Origin of the sequence: Oribacterium sp. P9 (assembly GCF_046365365.1) — a bacterium.
Classification (GTDB): Bacteria; Bacillota; Clostridia; order Lachnospirales; family Lachnospiraceae; genus Oribacterium.
This window is the reverse complement of sequence record NZ_JBKEIS010000002.1, coordinates 115379-128989: the sequence shown is the minus strand read 5'-3', so window position 1 is coordinate 128989 and position 13611 is coordinate 115379. Positions and strand designations below refer to the sequence as shown.

The 13611-nt window shown below is 56.7% G+C and carries 9 protein-coding genes; 7 read left to right on the top strand and 2 right to left on the bottom strand.

What is annotated here, in order from left to right:
• Positions 1–91 precede the first annotated feature (91 nt).
• The 4 genes from ACK8P7_RS02805 (at position 92) to ACK8P7_RS02790 (ending at position 6422) form a co-directional block, all read left to right on the top strand.
• On the top strand, positions 92–961 hold the full coding sequence (locus tag ACK8P7_RS02805; protein ID WP_410042710.1) for a phosphoribosylaminoimidazolesuccinocarboxamide synthase: 870 nt from the start codon (positions 92–94) through the stop codon (positions 959–961).
• Between the two features lie 207 nt (positions 962–1168).
• On the top strand, positions 1169–2614 hold the full coding sequence (locus ACK8P7_RS02800; protein ID WP_410042709.1) for a low temperature requirement protein A: 1446 nt from the start codon (positions 1169–1171) through the stop codon (positions 2612–2614).
• 198 nt (positions 2615–2812) lie between these two features.
• A complete protein-coding gene (locus ACK8P7_RS02795; RefSeq protein WP_410042708.1) occupies positions 2813–4006 on the top strand; it encodes an exonuclease SbcCD subunit D in 1194 nt (397 codons plus the stop codon).
• A gap of 88 nt (positions 4007–4094) precedes the next feature.
• On the top strand, positions 4095–6422 hold the full coding sequence (locus ACK8P7_RS02790) for an AAA family ATPase (protein WP_410042707.1): 2328 nt from the start codon (positions 4095–4097) through the stop codon (positions 6420–6422).
• Positions 6423–6507: 85 nt separating this feature from the next.
• On the opposite strand, the gene ACK8P7_RS02785 is transcribed toward ACK8P7_RS02790, so the two are convergent.
• Entirely contained in the window at positions 6508–7224 is a 717-nt protein-coding gene (locus tag ACK8P7_RS02785; protein WP_410042819.1) for a GntR family transcriptional regulator, read from the bottom strand.
• A gap of 26 nt (positions 7225–7250) precedes the next feature.
• Complete coding sequence (gene ispE, locus ACK8P7_RS02780; protein WP_410042706.1) at positions 7251–8168, bottom strand: 4-(cytidine 5'-diphospho)-2-C-methyl-D-erythritol kinase; 918 nt, start codon at positions 8166–8168, stop codon at positions 7251–7253.
• 252 nt (positions 8169–8420) lie between these two features.
• Between ispE and ACK8P7_RS02775 the strand changes: the two genes are divergently transcribed.
• From ACK8P7_RS02775 to ACK8P7_RS02765, 3 genes are all read left to right on the top strand, one after another.
• Positions 8421–9089, top strand: coding sequence for a TetR/AcrR family transcriptional regulator (locus tag ACK8P7_RS02775; RefSeq protein WP_410042705.1), 669 nt, complete (start codon positions 8421–8423; stop codon positions 9087–9089).
• Between the two features lie 88 nt (positions 9090–9177).
• Positions 9178–10341, top strand: coding sequence for an efflux RND transporter periplasmic adaptor subunit (locus ACK8P7_RS02770; RefSeq protein ID WP_410042704.1), 1164 nt, complete (start codon positions 9178–9180; stop codon positions 10339–10341).
• An 18-nt stretch (positions 10342–10359) separates the two neighbouring features.
• Positions 10360–13551 (top strand): efflux RND transporter permease subunit, encoded by a 3192-nt coding sequence (locus tag ACK8P7_RS02765; protein WP_410042703.1) that lies wholly within the window; start codon positions 10360–10362, stop codon positions 13549–13551.
• Positions 13552–13611 lie beyond the last annotated feature (60 nt).

The following is a 13611-nucleotide window of genomic DNA, read 5'->3' as shown; positions in this document are numbered from 1 at the left end:
CATTTCCCCTATTGTGCTTTGTGAAAATTCCATTATACTAAAATGCGGTGGTTAATGATTTACTACGTTCAATTTCATATGGAGGGTAAAGATGACAGATTTTAAGCCAGTGAAGGAAGGCAAGGTTCGTGAGATCTATGATCTCGGAGACAAGCTCATCATGGTCGCAACCGACCGTATTTCCGCATTTGATGTGATCCTGAACAACCAGATCACAGAGAAGGGTAAGGTTCTGACCCAGATGTCGAAGTTCTGGTTCGATCTGACGAAGGATGTAATCCCGAACGATCTGATCTCTGTTGAGAACAAGGATATGCCGGAGTTTTTCCAGCAGCCGGAGTTTGAGGGCAGAGCGACACTGTGCAAGAAGCTCGAGATGATCCCGATCGAGTGCATCGTACGTGGCTACATCACTGGTTCCGGCTGGGAGAACTACAAGAAGGACGGCACCATCTGCGGCATGAAGCTCCCGGAGGGCCTCGTCGAGTGCGCGAAGCTTCCTGAGCCGCTTTACACTCCGTCGACGAAGGCAGAGATCGGCGATCACGATGAGAACATCAATTTCGAGCAGTCCATCGTGGTTCTCGAGAAGGCATTCCCTGGCAGAGGCGAGGAGATCGCGACGAAGATCAAGGATGCAACGATCGCTGTATATAAGAAGTGCGCAGACTATGCGCTTTCGAAGGGCATCATCATCGCCGACACCAAGTTCGAGTTCGGTCTCGATGAGGAGGGTAATGTGCTCCTCGCCGATGAGGTACTGACACCGGACAGCTCCAGATTCTGGAGACTCGACCAGTACAAGCCGGGTGAGGGACAGTCCAGCTTCGATAAGCAGTTCGTACGTAACTGGCTGAAGGCAAACCCGGACAACAACGCAACCCTTCCGCAGGAGGTTGTTGATAAGACCATCGCCCTCTACAAGGAAGCGTACACTATGCTGACCGGCAAGGAAATCTGAGGATTATAACAGATCCTGTGATTTCAGCAGTTTCCGGGACCGGAATCCCTTCCGCGATACTGACCGCGAAGGGAGACGTCGGATTATAACAGATCCTGTGATTCTGCTTATTGAACAAATTCAAAAACATCGGGCGCCATGTATGTACATGACGCTCTTTTTTTGTATAATTTTTTTATATTGAGCACAATTAAAGGAGAGTCCACCATGGCAGATCATTACGATGAGAACTACGAGGAAGTGGTATCCCTTCCGGGCGTAGATACCGATGGCGAACGCACAGAGAATATCGATGACGGACGGATTCGTCGACCGTCTGAATTTTTCGTCCGCACCACGAGCGACGATATCGACGAACAGGAGCATGCCCGACGCGAATACTTTAATAAGGTCGTCGGTGAAGCAGAGAATGAAGCATTACAGGCAGCGGAGGGGCTGGGCCCGAACGCCGAAAACTCCTTGCTCTACCGCATCTGGTCCCGCGTGAATCACGAAAGCGAGGAGGCCGTCGCCGGCATCGTCGAAAAGAAGGTCGAGTACGTCGAGCTCTTTTTCGACCTCATCTTCGTGTACAGCCTCCGTACGATCAACGCACTGTTTCATGCCTATGAGCACTCCTTCCCGCCGATGAGTGCGATCCAGACCTTCCTTTTCCTGACCGCGGTCGTCATGCAGGTCTGGATGTTTACCACGATGTTTTTCAACCGTTACGGCCGGAAAGCCCTCCGGGATTACATCAGTATCTTCACTAATATGTATCTCCTGTACTACATGGCGAGCGGCTCGAACCACCACTGGCTCGATCATTATATCCGCTACCACGGAGCCTGGGCACTGATCATGCTGAACCTCGCGTATCGAAGCTGGGATAAGCTGCGTTTCGCCCCGCATCTCGATGACATCGACCGGAGGATACTCGGGGCGAATGTCGTCCATCATCTCATCGAGTGCGGCATCATCCTCGTGTCGATCCCGGTGCATGAAACCACCGGCGTCGTGCTCTCGCCGCTTGCGCTGATTTACGGCTATGTCGCAAAGGCCAGTGAGTTCCGCGCCTATAAGGCGAGACCGTGCGACTTCCCGCATCTCGCCGAGCGAAATCTGCTGCTCGTGATCCTGACCTTCGGTGAGATGATCATCGGCATCGCCAGCTTCTTCGAGGCGGGGAAGAATGTGCTTCTGAACATCATTTCCTTCCTGATCGTCATCGGCATGTTCCTGAGCTACGGCTTTTTTAATGACAATGTCCTCGACCACCACAGAAAGACCTCCGGCCTCGGCTTCCTCGCGATCCACGTCATCATGATCCTCGCGATCAATTCGACGACCATCGCGCTCGAGCTCCTCGCTCGCCCGCTGGTGCCGCTTCTTCCGAAGACCATGTGGATGACCAGTATGCTGCTCGTCTACTATCTGTGCCTGCTGGCGACCGAGCGTTATGCGAAAGAGCACCTTCGGACGAACCGCTTTAAGTTCATAGGCTTCGTCCTCTCGATCCTGGCGGCTTATCTCTGCCTGATGCTGCTCGCCGGACATAATCAGCTGGTGGGTGCCTTTATCACGCTTGTCTTTGTATATGGCATCTTCGCGCTCCTGTTGCACATCCACCACAGCAGCCTCCGCAAGATGAAGGTCGGCGGATACATCTCGTAAACCTGGGATACGGGGGCCCCGGCTTAGATTTCACCGGTCTCGGAGTACTGTGCTTCCGGTTGTCGTTCGCCGAGCTACGTCTGAACAGCAGCACCCCGGATGAAACGTAGAATACTGATTGAGTTCACTCCTCTGAAATGCTAGAATAGTCACGTACATTTGTTTGACGGATTATTCTCTTTTCAGAGGAGTTTTTTTATGAAACTGATTCACTGTGCAGACCTGCATCTCGACAGCCGGATGAGTACGCATCTCGGGGATGCGGCAGCCCGGGAGCGGCGGCAGGAGCTGCTCGGCACCTGGCTCCGCCTCGTCGCGTACGCGGAGCAGCATCAGGTGCGCGCGATCCTCATCGCCGGCGACCTCTTCGACCGGCCGGCCGTGAGCCGGACGACGGCGCATGCCGTCCTCGAGAGCGTACGTACCCACCCGGAAATCGCGTTTTTCTATTTAAAAGGAAATCATGACACGGACAGCTTTCTGAACCAGGCGGAGAGTCTGCCAGAGAATCTCTATACCTTCCAGGACACCTGGCGGAAGTACCGGCTGTCAGATCATCTCGTGATCGCCGGCCGAGAGTTTACGGAATCCGGCACCCTGAACGAGCTGGCGGCGAAGACCCTGCGCCTTGAGGAGGCCGATGTAAACATTGTCCTCCTCCATGGGCAGGTCAGCGAAGGCACAGCGCAGGACAGTGCGTCGACCGAGACGATCCGTCTCGCGGACTATGCGCATCAGGCCATCGATTATCTGGCGCTCGGACATGTGCATCAGTACCAGGAGGGAAGCCTCGACGGGCGCGGAAGCTGGTGCTATCCGGGCTGCCTCGAGGGGCGTGGCTTCGATGAGTGTACGCGGCATGGCTTCGTCCTGCTCGAGGTCGATGAGGCGACACATCAGCTCCGGCGTCAGCTCGTGGATATCAGTACGCGCCACCTCTGGACGGTGCCGCTGGAGGTGCAGGGGCTTGACTCGTCGATGGCGATCGTGCGGCGTGCGCGTGCCCTGCTGTCACTGCTTTCCGGGACGCCGAGTGCGGATCCGGCGATCGCGGAGATCCCGGCGGAACGCGTCGAGGCGATCCTTCAGGCGGGGGCCGGGGTGCGCATGCGCGCGCAGGACCTCGTGAAGCTGGAGCTTCGCGGCGCGCTTGCGATGGATGTGGAGCTTAGCCTCGACTTCATCCGTACGCAGCTTGCACCGATGTTTTACTTCCTTCGGGTCGTGGATGAGACACGGCGTTTCATCGACCCGTCGATGTATCAGCATGATAAATCGCTGAAGGGCGCGTTCGTCCACTCGGTCGAGGCGGATGCGACGCTCGACGAGCAGACGAAGGCGGCGGTGATCGAAGCAGGTCTCCGGCTGCTGCGGGGCGAGGAGCTGCTGTGAGTGGGGGCCGTGGCAGAACGGGACGGATCGGGCGGCGCTTCCGAGGCGCGCTGCCCAGTAAAGAAAGAGAGAATCGAAGGATTTGTAGATGAGATTACTGAACTGTCAAATCGAAAATTTCGGAAAGCTGCAGAATCTGGAGCTTGATTTCCAGGACGGGCTCAATGTCTTCCTCCGGGAGAACGGCTTCGGGAAGTCGACGCTGGCGGCCTTTATCCGGGTCATGTTCTATGGACTGTCCGGTGAGCGGAAGGCGCAGGACAGCGACAATGAGCGGAAGAAATACCGTCCATGGCAGGGCGGCAGCTTCGGCGGCTCGCTCTGCTTCGCGCTCGACGACGGAAGGTGCTACCGCATCACACGACACTTCGGCGAGCGGAAGGGGCAGGACCAGTTCATGCTTTACGATGCGGAGACGAATCTGCCGTCGAAGGACTACAGTGAGCGCATCGGGGAGGAGCTCTTCCGCATAGATGAGACCTCCTTCCGGCGTACCTGCTTCATCGGACAGCAGGCGCTCGAAACCGGCGTGACCTCGGAGATCAATGCGCGTATCGGTAATGTCTCAGAGGATCCGGAGGATATGAACCGTTATGCAGCGGTGCTGGAGCAGCTGAAGGATGAGATCAATGCACTCTCACCGGCGCGGCGGACGGGTGCGATTTTTAAGAAACGTCTGGAGCTCGAGGAGCTGAAGAACGGCTGTGCCGGCAGGGAAGCGGAAGAGCAGCAGGCGGTCGAGGGGGCGGCCGCACTCCACCAGGTGCGCGAAACGAAGCAGCGCCTGCAGTCGGTGCTGGAAAGCACGAACCGGCGACTGGTCCAGCAGAGTCAGCAGCAGGACGCGATCCGCGACCGGATGGAGTATGACCGCCTGTGCGCGGATCGCAGCGACAGCCTGACACGGCTCCTGGAGCAGGAGCGGCGTTACCTCGGTGCTTCCTTCGATACGCTGAGCGGAGAGCAGCGGGCACAGCAGCTGCAGCGGGCGCTGCGGCGTCTTCAGGAGACCTTCCGAAGCGGACTCCCATCGGAAGCCGAGATGCGCGGCGCGGAGAAGCATCTCGGTCGCATCGCCTGGCTGGCAGATCGCATCGCCGGCCTCGAGCAGCAGGGCGGCCGTCGGAGACGGAAGGTATCGCCGAAGAAGAGTACACAGCAGACACGCGCCTTCGCCGGACTGCTGCTGTCCCTCCTTCTGCTGCTCCTCGGTGTGTACTGTCTTCTTCATTTCGGCGGAAACATCATGCCGAGTGTCGTGCTGCTCGGTCTCGGAGCGCTTGCGCTGCTGCTGTCTGCCGCTCGCTTCGTGAAAAGCACAGGAACGAGGAGTGATGATCAGGAGCGCATGGCCGCGCTGCAGAATATGCGTGTGGAGCTCGAGCACCTGAACCAGGAGCTGAACCGCTTTCTGGGCCGTTTCTATCCGGAGATGGACTACAGTGCCGCTGCGGATGATCCCACCGCGGCGGAGGGGGAGGATGTCGACGGCGATGACATTGACCGAAGACACCCGAACCGGGCAGCCCTGCTTCGCCGGCTCGGCACGGACATGCTCAGCTACAGCCGGCTTACGGATATCCGAACGATCGCTATCGAGCTTTCGAAGCGGCAGCAGGCGCAGGAGGCCTTCGAGCAGAGCCATGATATGGAAAAGCTGCGCGCCATCCAGAGACCGGCGGAGGCAGCGGAGAGTCTCGCAGCGCTGAGCCAGCAGATGCAGACGCTGCGGGCACAGCTCGAAGCGCTCGAGGCCCGTATCCAGCAGCTGTCCGCTGAACAGGAAACAGCGGAGCGCAGACTTGAGGAGCTGTACGAGATGGAGCGGCATGCACAGCAGGCCCTCGAGGATCTCGCGGCGATGGAGCAGCGCCACCATCTGCTGACGCTCGTCCGCGACCACCTCACGAAGGCACGGAACGACTTCACGAAGCAGTACATGGACCCGATGATGGATGCGTTCACGAAGTACTACTGTATCCTGTCCAATGCCTCGGACGAAGCGCTGGTGACTACCCCGGGCGGAACGGTAGCGCGAATGGATGCGCCTGCTGGCAACGGGACAGCACACGTGACGTCTTCGCTGACGGACACAGCAGCAGGCAGTGAAGCGGTCGTCTCCTCGCCGTCGGCGATTCCGTTCCGCATGGATGCGGATTTTAACGTGCATCTCCTCGCAGAAGGGGAGGCACGTAATACGGAGCTTCTTTCTGCCGGCTACCGGAACCTCGTGGAGCTCGCGCGGCGCATGGCCTTCATTGACGCCATGTATAAGGAGGAGAAGCCGTTCATCCTCCTCGATGACCCGTTCATCAACCTCGATCCGCCGAAGGTCGAGGGCGGCATGCGCTTCCTCGAGGCCATCGCCCGTGACCACCAGGTGATTTACTTCACCTGTCATGATAGCCGTAAATAAAAGAAACCACCGTACAAGCCTTACGCAGGCTGTACGGTGGTTTTTCTGTTCGCTACATACTGAAGATGCAGCGCGGTCGTCTTTTTTAACGTTTTCTTGTTTTCTTCCCAACTTCCGAAGTGGCCTCTGCTTCCTCAACGAGGTTCTGCGAAACGGTCATCTCCTGATTATCGATGTGCTCCTTCATCAGTGTCTTCGCGTGGATGAGATCACGGATCCGGATCGCCTGCAGGATCTCCTCGTGCTCATGCACGAGGATGCCACGCTTCGCCTCATCCTTGATATACTCGAGACGATAGCGGTACATCTGCTCCCGGAGATTATTGATCATCTGGACGAGCTTCTCGTTTCCGGAGGCCTTATAGATGATGTCATGGTAGGCCTCGTCGGCCTCGGCGATCTCGATCTCCGTGCCGCCGTTCTTCACGACCTTCTGAAAATGATCCTCGGCTGCGCTCAGCTCACGAAGCTCTTCGTCCGTGATCCGCTGACAGGCGAGGTCCGTCGCCAGCTCCTCCAGGGCACCACGCACCTCGAGGGTATCCTGCAGATTCTTGTGGGAGATCTTCGCGACCTCGGCACCACGACGCGGAATCATCAGTACGAGACCTTCCAGCTCCAGCTTTCGGATCGCCTCACGAATCGGTGTACGGGAGACACCGAGCTTCTCGGCGAGCTGGATCTCCATAAGACGCTCACCCGGCTTTAGCTCGCCCTTCAGGATCGCCTGACGGAGTGTGTTGAACACGAGATCCCGTAAAGGAAGATATTCATTCATATTTACTGTAAAATCATTCATCACTGTACTTGTCCTCCGAAGAAAGTCGTTCACAGGCGAGCCGGACGGCTCGGTGAGGTTCTGGATGGCTGCAACCATGGCTCGGTGAGGTATACCTGCTTCGCGAGGCCGCTTTCCTTCGCGGAAAGCAGCGCCTGATAGCAGGCCTGTGCCTTTTCGGGATCATCGAAGAGGCCGAACACCGTCGGGCCGGAGCCGGACATCATGGCATTCAGTGCGCCGAGCGCCATCATACGCTCTTTGATGGCGTCGATTTCCGGATGCTGCCGGCTGGTGACGGTTTCGAGGATATTCCCCATCCGTCCGGCGACTGCGCGTACATCCCGCGCCTTCAGCGCCTCGATCACCTGATCCACATCCGGGTGTGCCTCCGCCGGGAGCGTGTTTACATGCAGGTTCTCGTAGACGGCCTTCGTGGATACCGAGATCGCCGGCTTGGCGAGCACGATCGAGCAGGCCGGCAGTGCCGGGAGCGGAGTCAGAATCTCTCCGATGCCCTCGGAAAGTGCCGTCCCGCGCATGAGACAGAACGGGATGTCTGCCCCGAGCTGGACGCCACGCTTCTTCAGCTCTTCGAGACTCAGCCGGAGATCAAACAGCCGGTTCATACCGTACAGTACCGTGGCCGCATCCGCAGATCCTCCGGCCATGCCGGCGGCCACCGGGATGATCTTTCGAAGATTCATCTTCACACCGCCCTCGAGATGAAACTCGTCCATCAGCATCTTCGCCGCCCGGTACATGAGATTGTTTTCGTTGACCGGCAGAAACGGCAGATTGGTTTTCAGCACGATGCCCGGCCTGTCGGTGCGCTCGATATCGATGTTGTCGTGGAGCTTCACGGTCTGCATGATCATGCGAACATCATGATAACCGTTCGGGCGCTGCCGCAGCACGTCGAGCGACAGATTGATTTTTCCATATGCCTGAAGTTTGATATGATTCATAACTCCCTGTTTCCTTGATTTGTATTTTGGCCTTTGTATACATTACTCTTATTTTAGGGCATCCCGACGTTTAAAGCAAGCGCTCCTCTGCTCTATTGACAAAAGAAAAGTGGATGAGTATACTCTCTGACATGAGTGACAGACTGTCACTTTTGGTGATGACATGTCATCTTTTTAACATGACGAAACCGGCACCGACGTGAAGCGACGATATGCGGAGCATTCGAGGTGCCGTCAAGGAGAGGAGAATCTATGGCGACGGAAAGATTTCTTAAGCTTTCCCAGGATAAAAAAGACAGAATATTACAGGCAGCAAGGCATGAATTTGCGAGGGTCCCGTTCGAGGATGCCTCGATCAATCAGATTATCAAGGAGGCCGGGATTTCTCGCGGTAGCTTCTATACCTACTTCGAGGATAAGCTGGATCTTCTCCACTATGTATTTCGCGATGAGGGGATGCGAAACGAGCAGTATTTCCGGGAACTTCTGCTTCGAAAGCAGGGGAACTACTGGGAAGCGCTTCATGAATGGGTGTACAGCATCGAAAAGCTCATCGATCAGGGTTCGATACAGGAAGACATCAACATCATGATGCAGAGCGGTATGATGCAGCGTATCCTTGCGTTCACCGAAAGTGGAAAGATGGACCATGCGGAGTGCATGAAGAACGAGTGGTTCCGAAGGCAGATCGATCCGACCTGCTTCCGTCATAGCGATCGTCCGGGACAGTTTGCCGTCATCATCCGACTCGGAAACGCCATCGCGATGATGACCGTGATGGCGCTGGTCGCACATGCGCCGGAGGAGCACGCGCGTGTCCTTCGAAACTTTGAAACAGAGCTTGCCATCCTGCGAGAGGGTGCGGATCCGCATTTTCGTGTGGGGGAGGCGCCGATCGGCGATGTGAGCGCAGGCGCGTAAGCCATAAGTGTTCAGGCCGACGACATTGGCCAGGACCCGGATGTGAAGGAACAGTAAAATTACAAGATCAGAAAACAGGAGATTATATATGAAGAAACAGGTAAAGATCGCCATCGGTGCCGTCATCGTACTCGGCTTTGCAGGGCTCGTGGCGACGCGCATGATGAAGCCACAGGAGGAGATGCAGACGAAGGGACTGCCGGCGGTCACGCTGACCACGGCGACGGAGGGAAGCATCGAGCAGACGACCGCGCTTATGGGTACGGTTCAGCCGTCCGACACCTACTACATCACCCCGAAGGTGGCCGGTGAACTCGTCGAGATCTACGTTCAGAACGGCCAGTCCGTTGAGGAGGGCGCGCCGATCGCGAAGATCGATAACCAGAAGCAGATCGATGCCGCGAAGTCTCAGATGGAGGCGGCCAATGCTTCCGTTCAGGCGGCTTCGCAGCAGGCCGCGACGGCGCAGGATGCGGTGAATCGTATGACACCGCTCTACGAGTCCGGCGATATCTCGGTGCAGAGTTATAACCAGACCGCGAACTCCGCGAAGGCCGCAGCTTCCCAGGTGGATGCTGCGAAGGCCCAGGCGGCGAGTGCGAAGCTGAACTACGATACTCAGGTGGAGTTTGCTACGGTGACCGCACCGGCAGCCGGCGTCGTACAGAACCAGAACATGACCCTGCACGGTATGGTGTCCCAGTCCTCTCAGCTCTGCGTCATCACCGGTACCGGCGCGAAGGTCGTCAAGTTTAACGTGACCGAGGATGTCCTTCAGAACCTGACGCTGGGTCAGACCGTGACGGTGGAAAAGAACGGTAGCAGCTATAGTGGTACGGTCACGAAGCTGACGAAGCTCGTGGATCCGCAGTCGGGACTCTTCCCGGTAGAGGCGACCCTTTCCGGTGCCGACGCTCTTTCCGACGGCAGCAGCACGAAGCTTTCGCTGGTGGCCGCGAAGGCGGACCATGCCCTTCTCGTCCCAGTGGATGCGGTGTACTATTCCGGTGGAAATCCATACGTGTACACCTATGAAAATGGCCTCGTGAAGCGTGTCTTCATCACCACCGGTATCTCCGATGATCAGTATTATGAAGTGACGGATGGCCTCGATGGCACGGAGCAGATCGTGAACAGCTGGACCGATGACATCTATGATGGTGCCGAGGTCCGCATCGTGGATGCAAATGGCCAGACGACCGAGGATGCATCCACAGGTGCAGAGACGGAAGAGACCCACGCAGCAGACTGAACCTGAGGAGAGAATACTATGCATAAAATAACCGAATTTGTCCTGAAAAGACCGGTTACCACCTTCCTCGTGGTCGTCAGTCTGATCTTTTTCGGATTCATGTCCATCACGAACCAGAAGATGGAGCTCATGTCCGACATCGAGATGCCGATGATGATCGTCACCACGACCTATGCAGGCGCGTCACCGGAGGATGTGGATAAGCTGATCACGAAGCCGATCGAGGACGGTGTATCCGTCCTGTCGGATGTGAAGGAGGTCACCTCCCGTTCCGCAGAAAACTACGGCATGACCATCATCCAGTATGAGTATGGTACGGATATGGATGAGGCCTATGATGCGCTGAAAAAGAAAATGGATGCCATCAAGTCGAAGCTTCCGGATGGCGCAGATGATCCGACCTTCCTCGAGATGAGCATGAACGGACAGCCGTCCATGTACCTCACCATCCAGAATCCGACGCAGGAAAACATGTACAACTATGTCGAGAATGACATCGCACCGGAGTTCAACAAGCTGAGCACGGTTGCGTCGGTGGATACGACCGGCGGACAGAAGCAGTACGTACAGATCCAGCTGATTCCGGAGAAGCTGAAGCAGTATCATCTTTCCATGTCGACCGTGGCACAGCTTGTCAGTGCCGCAGATTTCAGCTATCCGGCGGGTACGACCAGCGTCGGCAGCCAGGATCTTTCCGTCACCACCTCGGTCAGCTACCCGGATGTGCAGTCGCTTCAGAATATCCCGATCGTCACCGGAAACGGCAGTACGATCTACCTGAAGGACATCGCCCTCGTGCAGCTCGCACTGGAGGACAAGGCGGCCATCGGCCGTTATGATGGCAACGATACGATGATGCTGAGCATCACGAAGACCCAGGACTCCTCCGCTGTTTCCATGTCGAAGGAAGTGATGTCCGAAGTGAACGAGCTGAAGGCGAAGGACGAGAACCTCGACATCATCGTCGTACAGGATGAGGCCGATATGATCAAGAGCTCGCTCTCATCCGTTTTCCAGACCATGATTGCCGCCGTCATCATCTCGATGGTCATCATCTTCATCTTTTTCGGTGACTGGAAGGCATCCCTCATCGTCGGTACCTCCATCCCGATCTCGATCCTGACGGCCCTCATCGCGATGTGGGCGATGGGCTACTCCCTCAACATGATCACGATGTCTGCGCTGGTGCTCGGCGTCGGCATGATGGTCGATAACTCGATCGTCGTCCTGGAGGCCTGCTTCCGTGCGATGGATAAGTATGTGGCGATCGGCGTGAAGACGCGGCGCAGCGCAGCGGTCGAGGCCGTAAAGACGGTCGGAGAATCCGTTCTCGGATCGACGGTCACGACCTGCGTCGTATTCCTGCCGCTCGGCTTCATGTCTGGTCTGTCGGGACAGTTCTTCGCACCGCTCGGCTTCACCATCGTGTTCTGTATGATCGCCTCGCTGATTTCGGCGGTTTCCGTCGTACCGCTCTGCTTCGTCTTCTATAAGCCGAAGGAGAACACGAAGGCACCGGCCTATAAGGCGGTCCGCAGCATGCAGGGTGGCTATCGCCGGATCATGGAGAAGCTGCTTCGGCATAAGAAGATGGTGCTTATCTCGACCGTCGGTCTCCTGATTCTGTCCTTCCTTCTGGCATCCCGGATCCGTATGGAGATGATGCCGCAGACCGATCAGGGCCAGATCGATATCACGGTTTCGACGAAGCCAGGTCTCAACATCGAGGAGGTAGATAAGATCCTTCAGAACATCGAGGCCATGGTCGCGGCCGATCCGGACACCGAGGACTATATGGTGAGCGCCGGCAGCTCGGGCATGATGTCGATGATGAGCAGTGGCGGCAACAGTGTGACGGCGTACCTGAAGAAGGATCGCAGCATGTCCACGAAGGAAAAGGCGAACGAATGGCGGAAGGCCCTCGATGGCACGAAGGACGCGGTCATCACCGTGGAGTCCTACAGTATGATGTCGACGATGTCGACTTCGAACGATACCTACTCTACGATCATCACCTCGACGAACTATGACAAGCTGAAGGAGGCCTCCGATCAGATCATTGACGAGCTTCGTCAGCGGAAGGATGTTACCGCCGTTCACTCCTCGCTCGAGAATGCGGCACCGCTCATCAAGTTCCATGTTGATCCGATCAAGGCGGCCGCCGAGGGCCTGACCCCGGTACAGGTCGGACAGCAGCTCTACAGCATGTTGTCCGGTACGAAGGCCATGACCATGCAGGTCGACGATGAGGATGTGGATGTCAAGGTCGAGTACCCGAAGGATGAGTATGACCATCTTCAGAAGGTAGAGGATATCTTCCTGAGCACGCCGACCGGCACCCAGGTACAGCTGAAGGATCTCTGTGATATTAAATTCGAGGATTCTCCGGCGACCATCGTACGTGATGATCGTAAGTATCAGTTGACCATCACGGCGGATTACACGGATCTCGCGGATAAAATGACCTCGAAGACCATCGATCAGGAGGTCATCGCGAAGTATCTCACGAACGGTATCGGCTACGCAGAGAGCTCCAGCACGAAAATGATGATGGAGGAGTTCAGCTCGCTGGGCATGGCCATCGTCATCGCGATTTTCCTGATCTGGGTGGTCATGGCGGCACAGTTTGAGTCCATGCGCTTCTCGTTCATGGTCATGACGACCCTGCCGTTTGCGCTGATCGGTTCCTTCTTCCTGCTGTGGATCGTGGATGCGACGATCTCCATGCCGTCCCTCCTCGGTTTCCTGATGCTGATCGGTACCGTCGTAAACAACGGCATCCTCTATGTCGATACCGTGAACCAGTACCGTATGGCGATGCCGCTCCAGCGTGCCCTCATCGAGGCTGGTGCGACCCGACTTCGCCCGATCCTGATGACGACCCTCACGACCGTCGTGTCCATGATTCCGATGGCAATTGGCATCGGCGACAACGGACAGATGATGCAGGGCCTCGCCCTCGTCGATGTCGGCGGTCTCACCGCCTCAACCCTCCTCGCGCTTCTGATGCTGCCGACCTACTATGCGGTCATGGATAAGCGGAAGAGAAACGTCGAGCGGGATGTTCCGGAGGCCGGCTATATGGTTGACCGTAATCCGGCCGAGTATTATCAGCAGAAAGCTGCATCGGAGTGGGAGCGCTACGGTACCCCGGACGATGATCCGACCCCGATGAACGATTCGGATATGACCGACGGATTTCCAGATTAAAAGCTGTTAGTATATGCTAACTCGTGATAAAATAGCCACGGAAACGTGACAGGATGCCTG

Excerpts from the sequence above, each read along its gene's own strand:
- ACK8P7_RS02805 (WP_410042710.1), top strand. The coding sequence starts at position 92 with ATGACAGATTTTAAGCCAGTGAAGGAAGGCAAGGTTCGTGAGATCTAT.
- ACK8P7_RS02800 (WP_410042709.1), top strand. The coding sequence starts at position 1,169 with ATGGCAGATCATTACGATGAGAACTACGAGGAAGTGGTATCCCTTCCG.
- ACK8P7_RS02795 (WP_410042708.1), top strand. The coding sequence starts at position 2,813 with ATGAAACTGATTCACTGTGCAGACCTGCATCTCGACAGCCGGATGAGT.
- ACK8P7_RS02790 (WP_410042707.1), top strand. The coding sequence starts at position 4,095 with ATGAGATTACTGAACTGTCAAATCGAAAATTTCGGAAAGCTGCAGAAT.
- ispE (WP_410042706.1), bottom strand. The coding sequence starts at position 8,168 with ATGAATCATATCAAACTTCAGGCATATGGAAAAATCAATCTGTCGCTC.
- ACK8P7_RS02775 (WP_410042705.1), top strand. The coding sequence starts at position 8,421 with ATGGCGACGGAAAGATTTCTTAAGCTTTCCCAGGATAAAAAAGACAGA.
- ACK8P7_RS02770 (WP_410042704.1), top strand. The coding sequence starts at position 9,178 with ATGAAGAAACAGGTAAAGATCGCCATCGGTGCCGTCATCGTACTCGGC.
- ACK8P7_RS02765 (WP_410042703.1), top strand. The coding sequence starts at position 10,360 with ATGCATAAAATAACCGAATTTGTCCTGAAAAGACCGGTTACCACCTTC.